The 20,043-nt window shown below is 62.1% G+C and carries 22 protein-coding genes; 13 read left to right on the forward strand and 9 right to left on the reverse strand.

Annotated features, from left to right (window positions below; genetic code table 11):
* Window positions 1-708 (reverse strand): UMP kinase, encoded by a 708-nt coding sequence (gene pyrH, locus RS9916_RS01365; RefSeq protein WP_007097379.1) that lies wholly within the window; start codon window positions 706-708, stop codon window positions 1-3.
* Between the two features lie 112 nt (window positions 709-820).
* Between pyrH and RS9916_RS01370 the strand changes: the two genes are divergently transcribed.
* Window positions 821-1,006, forward strand: a complete 186-nt coding sequence (locus tag RS9916_RS01370; protein ID WP_007097380.1) for a hypothetical protein — start codon at window positions 821-823, stop codon at window positions 1,004-1,006.
* 15 nt (window positions 1,007-1,021) lie between these two features.
* Here RS9916_RS01370 and cobO read toward each other — a convergent pair whose 3' ends face one another.
* Genes cobO through RS9916_RS01385 form a run of 3 tightly spaced genes read right to left on the reverse strand, consistent with a single transcriptional unit; the run spans window position 1,022 to window position 3,547 of the window.
* A complete protein-coding gene (gene cobO, locus RS9916_RS01375) occupies window positions 1,022-1,687 on the reverse strand; it encodes a cob(I)yrinic acid a,c-diamide adenosyltransferase (protein WP_007097381.1) in 666 nt (221 codons plus the stop codon).
* Window positions 1,684-2,331, reverse strand: coding sequence for a class I SAM-dependent methyltransferase (locus RS9916_RS01380; RefSeq protein ID WP_007097382.1), 648 nt, complete (start codon window positions 2,329-2,331; stop codon window positions 1,684-1,686). The genes cobO and RS9916_RS01380 overlap by 4 nt, the downstream gene beginning before the upstream one ends.
* 4 nt (window positions 2,332-2,335) lie before the next feature.
* On the reverse strand, window positions 2,336-3,547 hold the full coding sequence (locus RS9916_RS01385; RefSeq protein ID WP_007097383.1) for a site-specific integrase: 1,212 nt from the start codon (window positions 3,545-3,547) through the stop codon (window positions 2,336-2,338).
* An 81-nt stretch (window positions 3,548-3,628) separates the two neighbouring features.
* Between RS9916_RS01385 and hemH the strand changes: the two genes are divergently transcribed.
* The 6 genes from hemH (at window position 3,629) to RS9916_RS01415 (ending at window position 10,309) form a co-directional block, all read left to right on the forward strand.
* Complete coding sequence (hemH, locus tag RS9916_RS01390) at window positions 3,629-4,804, forward strand: ferrochelatase (RefSeq protein WP_007097384.1); 1,176 nt, start codon at window positions 3,629-3,631, stop codon at window positions 4,802-4,804.
* A gap of 90 nt (window positions 4,805-4,894) precedes the next feature.
* Window positions 4,895-6,748, forward strand: a complete 1,854-nt coding sequence (ilvB, locus tag RS9916_RS01395; RefSeq protein WP_038023991.1) for a biosynthetic-type acetolactate synthase large subunit — start codon at window positions 4,895-4,897, stop codon at window positions 6,746-6,748.
* A gap of 17 nt (window positions 6,749-6,765) precedes the next feature.
* Window positions 6,766-7,134: a hypothetical protein gene (locus RS9916_RS01400; RefSeq protein WP_007097386.1), complete on the forward strand. Its 369-nt coding sequence runs from the start codon at window positions 6,766-6,768 to the stop codon at window positions 7,132-7,134.
* Window positions 7,135-7,136: 2 nt separating this feature from the next.
* On the forward strand, window positions 7,137-7,355 hold the full coding sequence (locus tag RS9916_RS01405; RefSeq protein ID WP_007097387.1) for a GIVxVP protein: 219 nt from the start codon (window positions 7,137-7,139) through the stop codon (window positions 7,353-7,355).
* Window positions 7,356-7,381: 26 nt separating this feature from the next.
* Entirely contained in the window at window positions 7,382-8,608 is a 1,227-nt protein-coding gene (locus RS9916_RS01410) for a hypothetical protein (RefSeq protein ID WP_007097388.1), read from the forward strand.
* 33 nt (window positions 8,609-8,641) lie between these two features.
* The gene (locus RS9916_RS01415) at window positions 8,642-10,309 is read left to right on the forward strand and encodes an NAD(P)/FAD-dependent oxidoreductase (protein WP_007097389.1); all 1,668 of its coding nucleotides are present in this window, start codon (window positions 8,642-8,644) and stop codon (window positions 10,307-10,309) included.
* Between the two features lie 19 nt (window positions 10,310-10,328).
* Here the strand turns inward: RS9916_RS01415 and RS9916_RS01420 are convergent, their stop codons facing one another.
* The 4 genes from RS9916_RS01420 to RS9916_RS01435 all read right to left on the reverse strand — a co-directional run bounded on the left by RS9916_RS01420 (window position 10,329) and on the right by RS9916_RS01435 (window position 14,063).
* A complete protein-coding gene (locus RS9916_RS01420; RefSeq protein WP_232199493.1) occupies window positions 10,329-10,940 on the reverse strand; it encodes a hypothetical protein in 612 nt (203 codons plus the stop codon).
* Between the two features lie 68 nt (window positions 10,941-11,008).
* A complete protein-coding gene (gene pgeF / locus RS9916_RS01425; protein ID WP_007097391.1) occupies window positions 11,009-11,851 on the reverse strand; it encodes a peptidoglycan editing factor PgeF in 843 nt (280 codons plus the stop codon).
* The gene (locus RS9916_RS01430; protein ID WP_007097392.1) at window positions 11,848-12,747 is read right to left on the reverse strand and encodes a Tab2/Atab2 family RNA-binding protein; all 900 of its coding nucleotides are present in this window, start codon (window positions 12,745-12,747) and stop codon (window positions 11,848-11,850) included. Before RS9916_RS01430 ends, pgeF begins: the two co-directional genes overlap by 4 nt.
* A complete protein-coding gene (locus tag RS9916_RS01435; protein WP_007097393.1) occupies window positions 12,744-14,063 on the reverse strand; it encodes a S1 RNA-binding domain-containing protein in 1,320 nt (439 codons plus the stop codon). The genes RS9916_RS01430 and RS9916_RS01435 overlap by 4 nt, the downstream gene beginning before the upstream one ends.
* 70 nt (window positions 14,064-14,133) lie before the next feature.
* Here RS9916_RS01435 and RS9916_RS01440 point away from each other — a divergent pair, with 70 nt between their 5' ends.
* From RS9916_RS01440 to folE, 6 genes are all read left to right on the forward strand, one after another.
* A complete protein-coding gene (locus RS9916_RS01440) occupies window positions 14,134-14,955 on the forward strand; it encodes a creatininase family protein (protein WP_038023023.1) in 822 nt (273 codons plus the stop codon).
* A gap of 81 nt (window positions 14,956-15,036) precedes the next feature.
* Window positions 15,037-15,768, forward strand: a complete 732-nt coding sequence (locus tag RS9916_RS01445; RefSeq protein WP_007097395.1) for an aldehyde oxygenase (deformylating) — start codon at window positions 15,037-15,039, stop codon at window positions 15,766-15,768.
* Between the two features lie 139 nt (window positions 15,769-15,907).
* Entirely contained in the window at window positions 15,908-16,948 is a 1,041-nt protein-coding gene (locus RS9916_RS01450) for a long-chain acyl-[acyl-carrier-protein] reductase (protein WP_007097396.1), read from the forward strand.
* 22 nt (window positions 16,949-16,970) lie between these two features.
* Window positions 16,971-17,960 carry an acetyl-CoA carboxylase carboxyltransferase subunit alpha gene (locus tag RS9916_RS01455; protein WP_007097397.1) on the forward strand — a complete coding sequence of 330 codons (990 nt, stop codon included), beginning with the start codon at window positions 16,971-16,973 and terminating at the stop codon, window positions 17,958-17,960.
* Between the two features lie 24 nt (window positions 17,961-17,984).
* A complete protein-coding gene (locus RS9916_RS01460; protein WP_038023027.1) occupies window positions 17,985-18,692 on the forward strand; it encodes an SDR family oxidoreductase in 708 nt (235 codons plus the stop codon).
* A gap of 11 nt (window positions 18,693-18,703) precedes the next feature.
* Window positions 18,704-19,459: a GTP cyclohydrolase I gene (folE, locus tag RS9916_RS01465; RefSeq protein ID WP_007097399.1), complete on the forward strand. Its 756-nt coding sequence runs from the start codon at window positions 18,704-18,706 to the stop codon at window positions 19,457-19,459.
* Between the two features lie 13 nt (window positions 19,460-19,472).
* Here the strand turns inward: folE and RS9916_RS01470 are convergent, their stop codons facing one another.
* Window positions 19,473-20,036: a hypothetical protein gene (locus RS9916_RS01470; protein ID WP_232199494.1), complete on the reverse strand. Its 564-nt coding sequence runs from the start codon at window positions 20,034-20,036 to the stop codon at window positions 19,473-19,475.
* Between the last annotated feature and the right edge of the window lie 7 nt (window positions 20,037-20,043).

A 20,043-nucleotide genomic window follows, 5' to 3' on the forward strand; every position in this document is an offset into this window, starting at 1 on the left:
TCAGTTGCTGATCCGGGAACCGATGGGCTCACCAGCCACGGCTTTGCCGATGTTGCCAGGTTCGAACAAATTGAAGACCACGATGGGGATGTTGTTGTCTTTGCAGAGGGCGATGGCCGTGCTGTCCATCACCGCCAACTCGCCGCTCAAGACCTGCTGGAACGTGAGGTGCTCATGCTTCACCGCGTCGGCGTGCTTTGCGGGATCCTTGTCGTAGACCCCGTCCACCTTGGTGGCCTTGAACACCACGTCGGCGCTGATTTCTGCAGCACGCAGGGCGGCGGTGGTGTCAGTCGTGAAAAAGGGATTGCCGCAGCCTGCGCCGAAGACCACGACGCGTCCCTTCTCAAGATGGCGGATGGCTTTGCGGCGGATATAAGGCTCTGCCACTTCCTGCATTTCGATGGCGGTTTGCACCCGTGTTTCCACTCCAGCGCGCTCCAGACCGTCCTGAAGGGTGATGGCATTCATCACCGTGGCCAGCATGCCGACGTAGTCGGCGGTGGCTCGGTCCATCCCTGCGGCAGAACCCTTCAATCCCCGGAAGATGTTGCCGCCACCCACCACAATGGCGAGCTCAGTGCCACCGGCCATCACCTTGGCAACGTCGGAGGCGATGGATTGAACGATGGCGGGATCGATTCCATATCCCTGATCACCCATCAGCGCCTCGCCGCTGAGTTTGAGCAGGGCACGCTTGTAGGCCATTCGTCCACCAGATCTTTTTGACAGTAGCAAGGGCCTTTTCGCCTGCCTTGAGCTGCATCAGCACTGGTCACTGCTGGAAAACGCGCTTGGATAGAGCAACTGGGATCAGTCCATGCCAGACGACGGCACACCGCGCAGTGGCGTGATTGCCCGGCTGACCCTTTCGGCGCTCGACCGTGCCAGTCAGGATCCGTCCTGCTGGAAGGATCCGATCGTGCACCGTGCCCTGTTGGTGAGCGGTCTCTCCGTCCTCACCGCAGCACTCGGAGTCTTGACGAACGATCTCGAGCAGTCCTGAGGCTTTTGGTCACGCTCAGAACTCAATACCGGCCTGAGCTTTGACGCCCTGTTCCCGGAAAGGGTGGTGGATCAGCGTCATTTCCGTGACCAGGTCGGCGCTCTCTACAAGGCTGGCGGGGGCCCCCCGACCGGTCACGGCCACATGGCAGAGCTCCGGCCGCTCGCGCAAGCCCTGGATCACGGTGTCGGCCTCGATGTAGCCCAGTTTCAAGGCCACGTTCAGCTCATCCAGCAGCACGAGTTTGTAAGTGCTGTCGCGCAGGTAGCCCAGGGCGGTCTGCCAGGCCTCCGCCACCAGCTGTTGATCGCGTTCGCGGTCTTGGGTTTCCCAGGTGAAGCCTTCCCCTAGGGCATGCCAGGCCACCTGGTCCCCGAAGGCCTTCAGGGCTCGGGCCTCGCCAGGCTCCCATCCTCCTTTGATGAACTGCACGATCGCCACCCGTTCGCCATGGCCGAGGGTGCGCAACACCAGTCCGAGACCGGCCGTGGTCTTGCCCTTGCCCTGGCCGGTGAACACCAGCACCAGACCCTTCTCCTTGTTGCGTTCCTCCACCCGCTGACGCTGCACTTCCTGGCGGCGTTCCATCCGTTTGCGGTAGCCGCTGTCGTCGGTTTCGGGGGCGAGTTTGCCACCCATCCCCAGTTCAGCGGCTGCCTGATCGAGATTGTTGTTGCTCATGCAGTGACGGATGCGGTGGGACGGGAGGCGGTGATGCGCTGCAGGGCCTCCCCTGCCAGCAGCTCCTGCTCCACGGAACAGAAGCCAAGCTCCTGAAGCTGGGCGGGCAGGTTGTCCTCCAGCATGGCGAGGGCGGTGTTGGTTTCAAACAGGGCGCAGAACAGCTGCTGAGGAATGCGCAGCCAGGGCCCTGCCGGATGCAAATCCACCAGCACCAGCCAGCCACCTGGACGAAGCAGTCGCAGGCATTGACGCAACACAAGCTCCCGTTCCCGCCGCGGAAACTCGTGCAGAGCGACGCTCAGCTGAATGGCATCAAAGCTGCCGTTCTCCAGTGGCGGGTCCTCTGCCAGCCCTTCCACCCGTTGCATTCCGGGATGGCGTTTTTCCGCCAGTTCCAGAGCCAGTGGTGAGACATCCAGGCCAGTGACCTGGAATCCGGCATCGAGCCACGGTGCTGCCGCTTCGCCGCTGCCGCAGCAGAGATCGAGCACCGCGGCGCTGGGCTGGAGCCTGGAGCGCAAGGCGTCGACGCCCAGGCCTCGCAAGCGCTCCACGCCTCCCACACTGAGGGACGACACCGCCGTGACCGTGTCGTAGATCCAGCGGTAGCGGTAGGCCAGTGGCCTCAGAAAGGACGACATTCAGTTAGGCCAGATGGCGGGCGAGGGCCGCATCCACCGCCTGTTGCTGGTCGCGACGGGTGATCCAGTGGTGGTAGGTGCGGGTGTGAATCGCAACGGAGTGGCCCATCATTCTCGCGGCCACCGTGTCGGGGAGGCCGATGTGAATTGTGCGCACAGCCCAGGCGTGCCGCAGGTCGTAAGGGGTGAGTGGCAGCTCATAACGGCGGAACTGCTCCGCAACCCGTCGCCCGACCTGCTGCAACGTTGTGTGACGCAGATCGGTGCAGACGTCTGGCAATAACCCCGGCTCCCGTCCGAGTTCGCCGAGGTGAAAGCGGTCCACCCATTCGGGGTGGAAAGGCCACACCTGGTGCTCTCCGGTTTTGGTGGTGGGGAGGACGCGCAGCACTTGATCGCTTCTGGGGGATAGGGCACTGAGGTCGGCAAAGAACACTTCGTGATTGCGCAGCCCATAGGTGGCCATCAGCCCGAAGGCAAGCCTCCATTTGGGGTTTGGGATCTTCAGCACTGCTTCCAGAATCTCCCCGTCACTGGGCAGTTGGCGGAACCGGGCGCGGTGCAGGCCATACCCCCCTGCTTCCGCGCGCCAGTTCTCCGGTAAGGCAATGTTCAGGTGCCGTGCCAGAGCCGCGAGGGTGGTGGCGCACTGCTGGCGGCTGCGACTGCCGTCGCTGTAGCTGCCGAGGGTGAGTGACAACAGCTCACTGCTGAGGGTGAGTTGGCGTTCGCTGCCGATCGCTTCAAGCCGTCGCAGATATGGGCGATAGGCGGACGTCCAGGTGGTGCGACTTCCGGCGGGTGACCGACGACGCTGTGGGTCATTGAAGAAAGCCTGCTCGAAGCGTTCCAGTTCAGAGCGCAGCGGGGTGTTGGCGGTGGTGGTCTTGCCATGGCTGGAGGTGGCCGCTGGACCCTCTGAAGGGGGTTTCTCCGGTTCGCTAGGGCTCCATTGCGCCCAGTCGAACTGCTCCCGACGCAGCTGCAGATCCACCAGTTGCAGCAGTTGGCGCGCCTCCTCCAGCCCCGTCGCTGTGGCACTCACCCCAAGACTCAGTCGTTGGGTGCGGTTCTTCCCGGGAGTGGTGCGGCAGGGAAGGGGGCCGCGCAGATTGAGTCGACGCCCGCGTTGCTCGAGGCGGAGGCGGATGCCCTCCGCACTCAGAGAGGCATTGATAGCGGCTAGATCAGCACTGAGATCCACGCTCGCAGTCATTGGGCTGCAGTCAGCACGATGGCGTCACCTTGGCGTCAATGGGGGTTACGCTCAAGCCCAATTTCTAAGAGCGGCTCTTCCATGGCCCGGGTCGGCGTTCTTCTGCTCAATCTCGGAGGCCCGGAACGGATTCAGGATGTGGGGCCGTTCCTCTACAACCTGTTTGCGGATCCGGAGATCATCCGACTGCCGATTCCGGCTCTGCAGAAGCCTTTGGCTTGGTTGATCAGCACCCTGCGCAGCAGCAAGTCGCAGGAGGCCTACCGCTCGATTGGTGGCGGCTCACCTCTGCGCCGCATCACGGAACAGCAGGCTCGTGAGCTGCAAAGCGAGCTGCGCCAGCGCGGTATCGAAGCCACCTCTTATGTGGCGATGCGTTACTGGCATCCCTTCACGGAATCCGCTGTTGCCGACATCAAGGCGGATGGCATTGAGCAGGTGGTGGTCCTGCCCCTGTACCCCCACTTCTCCATCAGCACCAGCGGCTCCAGCTTCCGAGAGCTGCAGCGCCTTCGTCAGCTGGATTCCTCCTTCCAGCAACTTCCCCTTCGCTGCATTCGCAGCTGGTACGACCATCCTGGCTATGTGCGCTCGATGGCCGAGCTGATTGCGGAGGAGATTCGCGCCTCGGATGTTCCTGAAGAAGCACACGTCTTCTTCAGTGCCCATGGCGTTCCCAAGAGCTATGTGGAAGAAGCGGGTGATCCCTATCAACAGGAGATCGAGGCCTGCACCGCGTTGATCATGAAGGAGCTGGAAACCATCCTTGGCTCCAGCAATCCCCACACCCTCGCCTACCAAAGTCGGGTGGGTCCGGTGGAGTGGCTGAAGCCTTACACCGAAGAAGCGCTCGAGGCACTGGGTGAAGCCAAAACCAGGGATCTGGTGGTGGTGCCGATCAGTTTTGTGAGCGAGCACATCGAGACCCTCGAGGAAATCGACATCGAATACCGCGAGCTGGCCACCGAGTCAGGTGTGGTCAATTTTCGCCGGGTGCGGGCTCTGGACACCTATGGCCCCTTCATCCAGGGCTTAGCCGACATGGTGGCGTCGAGCCTGGAGGGCCCGGAGGTCAATCTCGATCAGGCTGCCGAGTTGCCCAACACGGTGAAGCTGTATCCCCAGGAAAAATGGGAATGGGGCTGGAACAACAGCTCAGAGGTCTGGAATGGTCGCCTGGCGATGTTGGGCTTCTCCGCTTTCCTCCTGGAGCTGATTACCGGCCACGGTCCTCTGCATGCCCTCGGCCTGCTTTGAGCTGACCGTCGCAACAGCCTCTCCGTAGCGTGATACCGCCGCTTGGCGGATGGGCCCTTAATCTGAGGGTTGGCCCTGTGTGACGACGCTGTGACCCTGACTTCTGCGCCAACGGTCTCCGGTGCTTCCCTCGCGGACGGCAAGCAACGGATCACCGGTGCTGAAGCACTGATGGATGCTCTGCGCCGCCACGGCGTGGACACGATTTTTGGGTACCCCGGCGGGGCCATCCTCCCCATCTATGACGCCCTTCACGTGGCCGAAGAGCAGGGCTGGGTGCGTCACATCCTGGTGCGCCACGAACAGGCGGGCACCCATGCGGCTGATGCCTATGCCCGTGCCACGGGCAAGGTGGGTGTCTGTTTCGGCACGTCAGGCCCCGGGGCCACCAACCTGGTCACCGGCATTGCCACCGCCCAGATGGACTCCGTGCCGATGGTGGTGATCACGGGCCAGGTGCCCCGTCCTGCTATCGGCACGGATGCCTTCCAGGAAACGGACATCTTTGGCATCACCCTCCCGATCGTGAAGCACTCCTGGGTGGTGCGCGATCCCGCTGATATTGCCTCAGTGGTGGCCCAAGCTTTCTTCATCGCAGCCTCCGGTCGTCCGGGCCCGGTGCTGATTGACATCCCCAAGGATGTGGGCCAGGAGCAGTTCGACTACCTACCGGCGGAACCCGGTTCCGTGGTGCCGGCCGGTTTCCGTCTCCCTCCCCAGGCCGACCCCGCGTCCCTGGATACAGCCCTCGACCTGATCCAAGACGCGCAGCGCCCCCTTCTGTATGTGGGTGGTGGAGCGATCTCCGCGGGCATTCACCAATCGTTGGCGGAGCTGGCCCATCGTCATCAGCTGCCGGTCACCACCACCCTCATGGGGAAAGGTGCCTTTGATGAAAATGATTCCCTCTCGGTGGGCATGCTCGGCATGCATGGCACCGCTTACGCCAATTTTGCGGTCACGGAGTGTGACTTGCTGATTGCGGTCGGGGCCCGTTTCGACGATCGCGTTACCGGCAAGCTCGACACCTTTGCGCCTCGTGCGCGGGTGATCCACTTCGAGATTGATCCAGCGGAAGTGGGTAAAACCCGCCGCGCTGAGGTGGCGGTGCTGGGCGATCTGGCCCAGAGCATGGCGCAGCTGGTGGAACGCAGCCGCCAGCGCGATATTCGCCCCACCACTGCAGCCTGGTTGGCCAAGATCACCACGTGGAAGGAGCAGTATCCCCTCACCGTGCCAACGCCGGAGGGTGAGATCTACCCCCAGGAAGTGCTGATTGCTTTGCGCGATCTCAGTGTCGGGGCGATCGTCACCACCGATGTCGGCCAGCATCAGATGTGGTCGGCGCAATATCTCCGCAATGGACCCCGCCAGTGGATCAGCAGTGCTGGTCTGGGCACGATGGGCTTCGGTATGCCTGCAGCCATGGGCGCCCAGGCGGCCTGTCCCGACACCAAGGTGGTGTGCGTGGCGGGTGACGCCAGCATCCTGATGAACATTCAGGAGCTGGGAACCCTGGCTCAGTACCAGCTGCCGGTGAAGGTGGTGATCGTCAACAACCAGTGGCAGGGAATGGTGCGCCAGTGGCAGGAGAGCTTCTACGACGAGCGCTACTCCGCGTCGAATATGCAGACAGGCATGCCTGATTTCGTCGCCCTGGCTCAGTCCTTCGGCGTTGGAGGTGTGCGCATTGATGATCGCGACAACCTGGTGTCTGGGCTGCGAGACGCGCTGGCTGCTCCAGGCCCGATGGTGATCGATGTGAGGGTGCGTCGCGGCGAGAACTGCTACCCGATGGTTCCCCCCGGTTGCAGCAATGCCCAGATGGTTGGTCTTCCGACCCACCCGGAGTTGGCCATGGATGCCACCCGCAGCTGTGGCTCCTGCGGTGCCGTCACGAGCCATGAGCATCGCTTCTGCCCCTCCTGCGGAGCTTCGCTTTGAGCGTCAGGGGATCTGTCTTGGTGACCTGGATTCAACGCTGCGTGGCCGCCCTCTCCCTTGTGGTGCTGGCCTTGATGGCGATGGCTCCTCAGGTGGAGGCCGCTGAGGTGCTGCAGGTGCGCTCGTCGTCCTTGCTGCAGATCGGTGATCGCAACCGCAACTACACCGTGCAATTGGCCTGCCTTGAGGTGGCGGATGCTGATGAGCAGGCGGCAGTGACCTACCTGCGCCAGGCGCTGCCCCGTCGTCAGCGGGTGAACCTGCGACCCGAAGGCTCCGTGGATGGCACCCTGCTGGCTCGCGTCACTCCCCTGGGTTCTGATCAGGATCTGAGCGCGGCCCTAGCTGAGGCCGGCTTGGCCCGCCTCAGCTGCGGGGCAGCCTGACGATGGCGCGCAACACCGTTGCAGCAGGTGTGGTGATGGTGCCGTGTCTGCTCCTGGGCGCGGCGTTCATGAGTACTGCCCTCTGGACTGATGCTGCTGGTCCCAATCGCCCACTGGCCTTAGGTCTCGGGGCGATGCTGTCGGGAGCTGGTCTGCTGGCCTATTTCCTGCCGGGGTCAGAGCCTGTGACAAATCAGGACGAGTCGGAGCGCGATCCCTAGCTTGAAGTGGCTGGGATTGCACCCCCATGGCCCTCTTGATCAAGACCTTTCTCGTCTCCGCAGTGCAGCGGTGTCGCGAAAGGTCGCTCCGTTGGCGTCCCCTGCTGTTGGTGCTGGCCAGTGTGGTCGGATGTCAGGCCATGGCTGCCAGCCGACAGATCACGGCACCGGTTGCTTTGGTCATCCCCAGGGGACTTGAGGGGGCACGTCAATCGTTCCTGCAAGGGTTATCGCTTGGGGAACAGGCCGTGCGTGCCTGTGGTGCCACCCCGGCCCCTTTGATGATTCAGTCGCTGGGTTGGGATGGTGACCCTCGGGCTCTCTTCCCCACCAATGGCGAGGGAGAACCCTTGCTTCCGTCTCTGGTGGTGGCTCCCTATGCCGCTGATCTGCGCACCTACAGCCAACTGGCGCAGGACGGTGATGCACGGGTGTTGCTTGCCCATCAGCGGGGATCGTCGTTGGATGGATTAACCGGTCTTGATGAACAGGGGCGGTTATGGCCGTTGCTTCCATCCCGGGACGATGATCTGCGTGCGCTGGCGCAAGGGGCGCTCGATCGCGGCTTCAAGCGGGTGATGGTAGTGAGTGATCCTTCGAGCCATGAAGGGGATTGGTCTTCTGCATTCGTGACGCAGTTCGAGGGGGTGGGAGGCAAGGTTCTCTCCTATACCCAGGAGAAGGTGCAGGAGCTGGATGGCACCGATTCCAAGCGCCTGGTCCTGCTTCAGAAGGATGTGGACTGGCTCGGACCTGATGCGATTGTGCTGGCGGCAGCGCCGCAGGGTCGGCTGGCGGGGCTGCTGAGCGAGCAGCAGCGCCAGGGTCGCGTGGGCTCGCGGCCAGCCTGGGTTTGGTTGATCAGCCCAGCGCGAACCGCTGACGTGCCTGCGCAGTCTTGGCCCCAACTGGTTCTGGAGACCCCGGCCCATGGGCCGGGGTGGGCAGGTTTTTCCAAGCGTTTCCAGCAGCGTTGGGGTTATGCCCCCGATTTGGTCGCTGCTGCTGGTTATGAGACGGCTGGCGTGTTGGCGCTCACCACCGCCGGACCGGTGCCCCTGGCCAGTGATGGCACGCAGGATCCGCTGGCCTGGGTGAACCCCACGGCGGATCCATTGCCTTTGTGCGAGGCGATCGAGCGCCGCCGCAAGGGTGAATCAGCCCGTTTGGAGGGGGTGGCGAGCGATTTTGCGCTACGACCAGGCAAGGCCCCGACCGGTGTGGCCTCATCCCGTCTGATCGCGCCTCAGTAAGGTTTTTGAGCAAGCCCGGGGCAGTGGACGCAGGTGTTGCGCTTGAGCGAGGTTCGGCTGCCTCTCGATCATGGGCAGGAAGATCTGGAGCAGGCGATTTTGCGCCGATTGCGCATTCCGCCGGAACGGCTGTTGAGCCATCGCCTGATCAAGCGCAGCATTGATGCACGACGGCGCGAACGCATTCAGCTGATTTACAGCCTTGATGTGGAGGTGCGGGGCGAATCGGCTGTGTTGCGCAAGCATCGGGCCGATCAACGGCTCCGGGTTGCCCCCGACACCCGCTATCGCCCAGTGGCCAAGGCCCCTGAGGGATTTGGGATTGAGGGAACCACACGGCCCGTGGTGGTGGGGGCAGGTCCCTGCGGTTATTTCGCTGCGCTCTTGCTGGCGCAGATGGGCTTTCGCCCGTTGCTGCTGGAACGGGGTCAGGCCGTGAAGCAACGCACCGCTGACACCTTCGGTTTCTGGCGGGGCAACAGCCCTTTCAACCCAGAATCCAATGCCCAATTTGGTGAGGGTGGAGCGGGAACGTTCTCTGACGGCAAGCTCTACAGCCAGGTCAGTGATCCTGAGCACTATGGCCGCAAGGTGCTGGAGGAGCTGGTGGCTTGTGGCGCCAGCGAGGAGATCCTTACGGTGCATCGCCCCCATATCGGCACGTTCAAGCTCGCCACGGTTGTTCGCGGCCTCCGTGCTCGGATTGAAGCCTTGGGAGGTGAAGTGCGGTTCAACAGCCGCGTGACACGCCTTCAGCTCAGCGATGGCAGCGCTGAGAAGCCGTATCAACTCGATGGGTTGGTGTTGGCCGATGGAACGAAGATTCCCTGTCGCCATCTGGTGCTGGCTCCCGGTCATTCAGCGCGGGACTGCTTTGAAATGCTGGAGGAGATCGGTGTGCAGCTGCAGCGCAAACCGTTTTCCGTCGGCGTGCGGATTGAGCACCCGCAGCATCTGATTGATGCAGCCCGTTGGGGGGAGGCGGCGGGTCATCCGCGCCTCGGGGCCGCCGAGTACAAGCTTGTGCACCATGCCGAGAACGGACGCTGCGTTTACAGCTTCTGCATGTGTCCGGGTGGATTTGTGGTGGGGGCAACGTCGGAAGAAGGCCGGGTTGTCACCAATGGCATGAGCCAGCATTCCCGCAACGAGCGCAACGCCAACAGCGGTTTGGTCGTGGCCCTGGACGCCGATGATCTGGCCCCATTTGAGCGCTTCCCCGGTGACCCATTGGCGGGGATTGCCCTGCAACGGGAGTTAGAAGAGCGCGCCTTCAGGCTGGGCGGCAGCTGTTATGCCGCACCGGCGCAGCGTCTGGAGGATTTCCTCGCGTCCCGGCCATCGACCCGTCTTGGTGCCATCGCAGCGTCGTATCAGCCGGGCGTGCATCCCGCCGATCTGGATGATTTGCTGCCCACGCCCATCGTTGAGGCCTTGCGGGAAGCGTTGCCGGCCTTTGCCCGCAAGTTGAAGGGTTACGACCACCCTGATGCAGTGCTCACTGGCGTGGAAACGCGCACGTCATCGCCTGTGCGGATTCCCAGGGATGACGCGCTCGAATCGCTCAATGTGCGGGGGCTGGTGCCGGCGGGTGAGGGGGCGGGATACGCCGGCGGCATCCTGTCCGCTGGAATTGACGGCATTCGGGCCGCTGAGGCCTTAGCCCTCCAAATCCTCGCAACGGGTCCGCAGCCCAATTGACCCTCATCCGTCCCGGCGATCAATACCAGGAAAAGGGAACGGAGGAGTGGTGCACCACGATGCGTAAGGCACCCGAATCATCACGCACGTAGCCGAAGGTTTTGTCGACCTTGCTGGTGGTGCCGTCAGCCGCTTCAACAACCACCCAGCCCATGGCATTGGCGGTGTTGCCAAAGATCTGAATCACGGCCATGTCAGGCTCACATTTCACCCAGGGGCTGCGCTTGGCCCCGGGTGTGCCAATGGCGAAACCAGGGTCGTCAAAGGCAGGATTGCCCCCCACGAAATACGACAACGCACCACTGCGGGTGTCCCGGAACGTGACGTCACCCTTGGCCCAGGTGGGGTTAAAGGCCACGGGACCGAACTGATAGCCGTAGGCCGCATCAATGATTTCGCCTGCCAGGGGCTTGGATTTGGCCAGCCCTCCCTCGGAGTGGGCTTTGCTGATGCTGACGAGGGCGTTGCACCAGGCGTCTTGGGCCGCCTTCACGTCGCTGACACTGATGGTTGCTTCCATCACCGATGGCTGGGCATCGGCGGCAACTGCACCCATGAGCAAAGGTGTAAGAGACGCTGCGCCGGCCAGTCCCAGGCGAAGAATCGATTGGAACATCGTGAAAGCTGACATGCTTTCTTCAAATTGGCTCTTGGTTGACAATTCGTCAGCCCTAGCCCTTCATCTGTGAGTGGCCTGGCTCAGATTGGCGCTTGCGCCACGATCCCGCTCCACTGAACCGCTTTGACCTGATCACGACGCCAGGAGTGGAATAACTCGGGTTCACTGACCGTGCAGAGCGGGCAGTGGGCGATGCGTTCGCTGGCCAGGCCTGAACTCTGGAGTTGCAATCTGGCGGCCGCACGGATGTCCAGGCGGTGCCGTCCCTGCTGCTCATCCGGCAGCAGGACTCCGCTGTCCCGCAGGGCGGCAGTGGAGTCTCCAGCGGCTGCGGAAGTGTCTGGGATCGCAGCGGCGATCGCGTTCACCACCTCTTCTCCCACCTGGTAGCACTCTCCGCTGACGGCCGGGCCGAGGGCAATGACCAGCTCATCATGCCGGGCCCCGCGTTCCACTAACCGGTTCATGGCTTCGATCAAGATGCCAGAGGCCACGCCGCGCCAGCCGGCATGGCAGGCCGCGGCATGCCCCGTTCCTGGGTCAGCAATCAGAACCGGTGTGCAGTCGGCGCCGCAGACCCACAAACTTTGACTGCCTCGGTTGCTCACCAGGCCATCAGCTTCAGGCCACGGGGCGCGATCGGCGTCCGATGCTTCGAGCACAAGGGAGCCATGCACCTGCTTGGGGCGATGCACCGTGATCCCGGCTGAAAGGTAGGTGGCGAGTTCATCGGGTTCTCGCCCCTGCCATCGGCGGGTGAAAAACCCATGTTCAAAGCCGTTGGCCTCCAGCAGGTCGCAGCTGAGGTAATAGCCCCCGTAGCAACCGATCCATGTCCATCCTTCAACGGTGTTGAAAGCGTTGTCGGGGACGGCAAACGGATCGGTGTTGAGCGGGTCGCCAGGCAAGCCCGCTTCGGTCATGGCTCGGGCTGATCACGGAGCATCCAGAACCCTTCGAAACGGGGATGATCCGGCGTGGTCTGCACGGCGATGAATTGCAAGCCGGAGGCTGTGGTGCGGGTCTCGGCGAGGGCTTGCTTGGCTGCTTCGGCACTCGCTGGGTCCAGATCGGTCACCAGCCAGCTGTCGTCCTGGCCGGCGTCAAGGATCAGCTGACGCCCATCGATCCTCAGACGCACGGGCTCGAGGCCGCCGAGCCAGCCCGCCAGAGCGAGAGCGCGTGTGCTGCTGAACAGGCGAAGACCCGGGATGGGTTGGGCTGGATCGAGGCCTTCCGGAATCGGCAGCAAGCCGTTGAACCCGAGAGGCCATTCCTTGGCCTCGGCAAGGCTGCCCAGAGGGAGGTTCGCCCAGCTCAACGCATCGCCGCGAACCGCTTCGGGGAGTGGGATGGCGGGGGTGCTTACGGCCACGGGTGGTGGGGCGAGGGGGCCTGCCATGTAGCCCTCTTCCTTGGGATACACCTCGCGGTCCCGCTCGGCCATCCAATCGATCAGCGCGTAAGTGCGGCGACTCGGAACCATTTCCAGATCCAGGGCCGCAGCTGCGCGCTGCACCATCGTGCGCATGGCACTGCGCCAGGAGCGCAGCCGCCGGGGTGCTCGCCATCCATCCGCTTCGGCTGCGGTCATGGCGTCACGCAGTGCTTCCGTCAGCCAGGTGGAATTCACCTCCCCCGCAGGGCAGCGACGGGCGTAGCGGAATGCTTCACCTCCGCCCAACTCCGGGGTGCTGCTGATCAGCAATTCCCAGCGCTTTTTGCCATCAGGCTCAAGGATCGGCCTTGAATAGAAGTCGAGCTCCCAGTCGGCTTGCCGGTCGAGGGTTGGGTTGCGAGGCGGGTCGGCCGCGATCATCCGGCTGATTGTTCTTGTTGTCTGAGGACGTTACGAGCACGATTGGCCCGATCGACGGCTTCCGCCATCACTTTGTCTTTTTCAACCAACAGTTCGCCGGGCTGACCTTCGAGCATGGCGGTGTTGAGGGCAATGCGTCCTCGGCCCGGGTCGAGCTCAGTGATCAGTGCCTTCACTAGGTCGCCGTGGTCAAACACTTCGCGCAGGGATCGGAGGCTGCCGCCGGTAATCACCGACTGATGCAACAGACCACTGATCCCCCCAAGGTCGACGAAGAAGCCATAAGGCTTCACCGCCACAACGTGGCCTTCCACCAGCTGACCCACTTCCAGCTCAGAGAAGCGGGCTGCCGTGGCGGCTCTCTTCTCCGACAGCACGAGCTTGCGGGTTTCTGAATTCACCTCGAGGAATGCCACCCCAAGGGTTTTGCCCACCAAGGATTCGTGGTTTTCACCATCCTGCAACTGGGAACGAGGAATGAAGCCCCGCAGCCCTTCCAGATCGCAGGTGACGCCGCCGCGGTTGAAGCCGCTCACCTTGACCTGCACCACCTTGCCTTCTTTCTCCAGCACCTTCACCTTGTCCCAGCTCTGGCGCAGGGCCAGGGCGCGACAGCTGATGGTGACCATGCCATCCGCGTTCTGCTCACGGGTGACCAGCACATCGATCTCAAGTCCTTTCGGAAAGCGTTCCTTGAGGTTGGTGATCACCCCGAGGCCGCATTCGCTTTTGGGCATGAAGCCGGGGGCTTTGCCGCCGATGTCGACATAGACGCCATCGCTTTCAAGGCCGATGACGGTGCCGTGGACCACGTCACCCGTGGTCCCCACCGGTTCGTTTTCATCCAGGGCAGCCAGGAAGGCTTCTTCGTCGAAATCAAAGTCGTCGACACTGCGGCTGCGGGCGGCTGGCTGCGCGCTACCGCCCTGGGCACCTGCTGGGCTGCCCGTGCTGGATCCTTTGGAGCGGGGCTTGCGATCGGCAGGACCGAGGAGGTCGGCCATGGTGAGACCCTCCAGATCGGAGGTGTCGAACAGGTCGTCGTCCCCTTGAGCAGGTGCCTTGGCCGTGGCGGGGCGACTTGGGGCCGTTGGTGCGTTGGCAGCCGCGGGAGCACCAGCCTGTTGCGCGGCTTGCTCCAGTTCACGGGCCCGCTGAAGAGCCTGTTCAGCGGCAGCACGTGCTGCGTCCGCTTCGCGACGCAGACGCTCTTGCTCGTCCTTGCGGGTGATCTGCATCACCTGCGGGGGTTTGAGATCGGCGGAAGGCTTCGGCGCCTTGGGTTGTTTTGGCTGCGGGCTGCCTGATCCGGCCATGGACCCCTGTGAGTCGTCGATAGCGCAGTCTGACAGGCAGGGTGGGATGGTGCCGACGAAGTGCGCATCGATGATCAGTTCTCAGCACTGCCTCGATCGTCTGCCCTGGCCGGAGGTGGTGGATGGGCTTCAGCGCCCTGGCTCCACGGTGGTTTGGCCATTCGGTGCCATTGAGCAGCACGGACCCCACTTACCCCTAGCCACCGATGCCTTATTCGCTGATCGCATGTTGGATCGGGTGTTGGCGCAGTTGCCATCCGACCTGCCGATCTGGCGTTTGCCTGTTCAGGCCTTGGGGTTTTCACCCGAACATGCTGGCTTCCCGGGCACGCTTTCCTTACCTGCAGACCTGCTGATCCGATTGGTGGAGACGGTGGGTCTTCAGTTGGCCGCTCTGGGCGTCCGCCGCCTGGTGTTGTTCAACGCCCATGGCGGCCAGATCGGCCTGTTGCAGGCTGCGGCGAGAGAGCTGCGCGCCCAGGCCCCTGGCATGGCCGTACTGCCCTGCTTCCTCTGGAGTGGGGTCAGCGGGCTCAGAGAGCTGTTGCCGTCGCCAGAGCTGGCGAACGGCCTGCATGCGGGCCTGGCTGAAACCAGTCTCATGCTGGCTTTGGAGCCATCTCTGGTGGGTCCGCAGCGGCCGGTGGATGGTGAGCATGGCAATCCTTCAGTGGCTGCCACCCCTCCGGAAGGTTGGAGCTTGGAGGGGGCTGCTCCCTGCGCCTGGTTGACCTCCGATCTCAGTGTCAGTGGGGTTGTGGGTGATAGCCGAGCTGCCAATGCCGAGCTGGGGCAGCAGCTTGAGCACCGGGTCGTGGATCACTGGCAGCGCTTGTTTCGCAGCCTTCTGGCCAGCGACTGGCCACCGGTCGACTCTGTGCTCAGCTCGTGATTTGAAAGGACCTAAATGGTCCAAATGAGGTTGTGCTGGTTACAGTCGTTCGCATTGCCTGTTTATGGGAACGATCGATCCATGCCGACCCTCAACTCGCCTGAGGTCGCTGCCATCAGTGATCAGGACGGATCTGCTTCGCAACTGCCTGACTTCAGCAGCGCGGCTTACAAGGACGCATACAGCCGCATCAACGCGATTGTGATTGAGGGTGAACAGGAAGCTCACGACAACTACATCTCTCTGGGAACCCTGATCCCTGATCAGGCTGACGAGCTCAAGGGGCTGGCCCGCATGGAGATGAAGCACATGAAAGGCTTCACCGCGTGCGGCAACAACCTCGGCGTCACCGCTGATATGGATTTCGCCCGCACCTTCTTTGCCCCTCTCCACGGCAACTTCCAGAAGGCCATGAAGGAAGGCAAGGTGGTGACCTGTCTCCTGATTCAGGCCCTCTTGATCGAGGCCTTCGCCATTTCCGCGTATCACATCTATATCCCTGTAGCCGACCCCTTCGCCCGCAAGATCACCGAAGGTGTGGTCAAGGACGAATACACCCACCTCAACTACGGCCAGGAGTGGCTCAAAGCCAATTTCGAAGCCAGTAAGGACGAGCTCATGGAGGCCAACAAGGTCAACCTCCCCTTGATCCGCTCCATGCTCGAAGAGGTGGCCAAGGATGCGGCTGTGCTGCACATGGAAAAAGAAGATCTGATCGAGGATTTCCTGATCGCATACCAGGAAGCACTGAACGAAATCGGTTTCAGTTCCCGTGATATCGCCCGTATGGCGGCCGCTGCTCTGGCGGTCTGATCGGTACGACCACCCTGGTTGTTCGACCAACTGGGGTGGCGTCACGTAGCTTCCGCTACATGCTTTCGTGAGAGCATGGCGGCACCAGGCCTCAGCGGTTGCGGCCAGGGATCCTCAACCTGTTGATCGTCGGCGGTACATGTTTGGTCTGATCGGACACTCCACCAGCTTTGAGGCCGCAAGGCGCAAGGCCTCTGAGCTCGGGTTCGATCACATCGCCGAAGGTGATCTGGATGTTTGGTGCAGTGCGCCTCCCCAGCTTGTTGAGCACGTCGAGGTGACCAGCGCCACTGGCAAGACGATCACCGGTGCCTACATTGATTCCTGCTTCGTGCCGGAGATGTTGAGCCGCTTCAAAACGGCGCGGCGCAAGGTGCTCAATGCGATGGAGCTGGCTCAGAAGAAGGGCATCAACATCACGGCTCTGGGGGGCTTCACCTCCATCATTTTCGAGAATTTCAACCTGCTGCAGCACCAGCATGTGCGCAGCACAACCTTGGAGTGGGAGCGGTTCACCACCGGCAACACCCACACCGCCTGGGTGATCAGTCGTCAGGTGGAGAACAACGCGCCCTTGCTGGGCATTGATCTGTCCTCAGCCAAGGTGGCCGTGGTTGGTGCCACCGGTGATATCGGCAGCGCTGTGTGCCGATGGCTTTCGCAGCGCACTGGTGTTGGTGAGTTGCTTTTGGTGGCACGCCAGCAACAGCCTTTGCTCGATCTTCAGCAGGAGCTTGGCGGTGGTCGCATCCTGAGTCTGGATGAGGCTTTGCCCGAGGCTGATGTGGTGGTGTGGGTGGCCAGCATGCCGCGCACGCTTGAAATCGATGCCGCATCGCTCCGTAAGCCCTGTTTGATGATTGATGGGGGCTACCCGAAGAACCTGGATGCCAAGGTCGCCAGTGCAGGGGTGCATGTGCTCAAGGGCGGCATTGTCGAGTTCGGCAGTGATATCGGCTGGTCGATGATGGAAATTGCTGAGATGGAGAAGCCTCAGCGCCAGATGTTTGCCTGTTTCGCAGAGGCAATGCTGCTTGACTTCGAGGAGTGCCACACCAACTTCAGTTGGGGGCGCAACAACATCACCCTTGAAAAAATGGATTTCATCGGTGAAGCCTCTGTGAGACACGGGTTCTCCACCCTCAATCTCAACCCCCAGCCTCAGGCTGCCGTCGCCTGACTTTTTCTCCCCTAACGCTGCTATGGCCCGTCGTCATCTGCTCGAATTCGAGAAGCCTCTGGTTGAACTGGAGCAGCAGATCGAGCAGATCCGCGAGCTGGCCCGCAGCTCTGAAGTGGATGTGAGCCAGCAGCTTCTGCAGCTGGAAACCCTGGCCGCCCGCCGCCGAGAGGAGATTTTCTCCAATCTCACACCGGCGCAGAAAATTCAGGTGGCGCGGCATCCCCATCGCCCCAGCACCCTGGATTACATCCAGATGTTCTGTGATGACTGGGTTGAGCTCCATGGCGATCGCCGCGGCAGCGATGATCAGGCGCTGGTGGGAGGCGTCGGTCGGATCGGTGACCGTTCCGTGCTGCTCTTGGGGCATCAGAAAGGGCGCGACACGAAAGAAAATGTCGCCCGCAACTTCGGCATGGCCACCCCTGGCGGCTATCGCAAAGCCTTGCGGCTGATGGATCACGCCGATCGCTTCCGCCTGCCAATTCTGTCGTTCATCGACACCCCTGGTGCCTATGCGGGGCTGCTGGCCGAGGAGCAGGGTCAGGGTGAGGCGATTGCTGTAAACCTGCGCGAAATGTTCCGGTTGAGGGTGCCCATCATCGCCACGGTGATTGGCGAAGGTGGTTCCGGTGGTGCCCTCGGGATTGGTGTAGCGGATCGTCTGCTGATGTTCGAGCACAGCGTCTACACCGTGGCCAGCCCGGAAGCCTGTGCCTCGATTCTCTGGCGTGATGCTGCAAAGGCTCCGGAAGCCGCCGCAGCTCTGCGGATCACTGGTCCGGATCTGCGCAGCCTGGGCGTCGTGGATGAAGTGCTGCCGGAGCCTGCTGGTGGCAACAACTGGGCTCCACTTCAGGCAGGCGAGGTGCTGCGAGAGGCCATTGAGCGCCATCTGAATGACCTCGACCGTCTGTCTGAACAGGAGCTGCGCGATCAGCGCTACAGCAAGTTCCGTGCCATGGGTCGCGTGTTGACCGTTGGCTCAACAGAAAACGATCTGGCTGTTTAAGGTCAATAAGTCTGCTGAGGCTCTTTGCCGTCTGTTCTGATTACCGGGGCGTCACGAGGCATTGGTCGGGCTGCTGCTTTGGCTTTTGCTCAAGCTGGCTGGGATCTGCTCTTGCTGTCTCGTAGCGAAGCCGCACTTCAAGCTCTCTCCTCCGAGATTGCCAGTCTTGGCCGTCGGGTGAGATTCCAAGCCTGTGATCTTGCCGATCCAGCGGCCATTGCACCTGCTGTGGAGCAACTCCTTAGCCATGGTCAACACCCTTCGGTGCTGATCAACAACGCAGGTGCGGCCTACACGGGTGATTTGCTGGCCATGCCGCTCGAACGGTGGCAGTGGTTGCTTCAGCTCAACCTCACGAGCGTGTTCCAGCTTTGCTCCGCTGTGGTTCCGTCCATGCGTGGTGCTGGCGGACTCGTGATCAACGTGAGCAGCCATGCTGCTCGCAACGCCTTTCCAAGCTGGGGTGCTTACTGCACCACCAAAGCTGCTCTTGCCAGTTTTACGCGCTGCTTGGCGGAGGAGGAGCGGGCCAACGGGATTCGTGCCTGCACCCTCACCCTTGGTGCAGTGGATTCGTCCCTCTGGGATTCCCCCACGGTCGACAGTTCCTTCGACCGGCGTGCCATGCTGCCACTCGAGCAAGCTTCTGCAGCACTTCTTCACCTTGCCGAGCAACCGGCCACCCAGGTGATTGAGGACCTCACCCTGATGCCCGCTGTGGGCGCCTTTTAATTACGCCTTCAATGACTTCAACGCTCCCAGCCACCAGTAACGGCCTCAGTGGCGGCAACGTGCAAGCTACGGACGGCGTCGTCCAGACCGTCTCGGCCCAGATCAGTGCCCGTCTGAAGGCAGCCGGTGTCTCGTTCCTGGCGAATGACAACATTGCCGACTTCATCCTTCCTGGAGAAATGCAGGCCCTCGAGGCCGAAGTAGGCGACCGTGTGCGTGATCTTCTGCGCAGCCTGGTGATCGATATCGAGAACGATCACAACACGGAGGAAACGGCCGAGCGCGTGGCTCGGATGTACCTGCACGAAGTGTTCAAGGGGCGTTACCACCAGCAGCCCAAGGTGGCCAGCTTCCCCAACGTCAAAGAGCTCGACGAGATCTACACCGTTGGTCCGATCACCGTTCGCTCAGCTTGTTCACACCACCTGGTGCCGATCATGGGCAACTGCTGGATTGGCATCAAGCCTGGTAGCAGGGTGATCGGTCTCTCCAAGTTCACCCGCGTTGCCGATTGGGTGTTTTCCCGTCCTCATATCCAGGAGGAAGCGGTGATGATTTTGGCTGATGAGATCGAGCGCCTTTGTGAGCCCAAAGGACTTGGCATCATCGTGAAGGCTCAGCACTACTGCATGAAGTGGAGAGGTGTGCGCGAACCGCAAACCAGCATGGTGAATTCCGTGGTGCGTGGTGATTTCCGACACGACCCCAGCCTTAAGCAGGAGTTCTTTGAGCTGGTGCGTCAGCAAGAAGCCCTGCTGAGCACCTGAGGCCTGCTGTCCGTTAGGGCCCCTCGATGGGGCCCACAGCATTGCTGTTGGTCTTCAGCACCTTGCCTTGATCCGTGGTCACTGTGAGCACGGCCATGACTGAGCTGCCAGCGTCGTCGGCATTGATCACGTAAGTCCGTTCGCCAGCGGAATCGATCAGTTGCCAGTGGCCTTTCGCGGAGCGTCGATACCAGTGGATCGTCAGCGTCTCGATTGTGCTGTCGTTGAACTCAAGCTCTGCTTTGAGAAGCGCTCTTTGACGTGCCTCACCGACCACCGCAAAGTGTTTCAGGCCCGCGATGGCCTGAACGATCCGCCCCTCCGCTTGCTGGTCGCGAGTGATTTCGCCATCCAGCACCTGAATTTGTTGCTGGGGGGTGGCGGTTAAGCCCGGAACGCATTGAAGACTGCCATTCTCCAGTCGGCAGCCGGGGAGCATGCCCTGACCTCGCACCGCGCTGGTGGTGCTCAACAGCAGGCTCCCCGTGAGTGCCCAACCGATCAGCGCACCTGCCGATCGCGTCTTCATCGGACTGGTTGGTTGGCCGCTGCGGGAGGACGGAAGAAAACGCACCATGGTGCTG

The sequence above is a fragment of the Synechococcus sp. RS9916 genome (assembly GCF_000153825.1).
GTDB lineage: Bacteria > Cyanobacteriota > Cyanobacteriia > PCC-6307 > Cyanobiaceae > Synechococcus_C.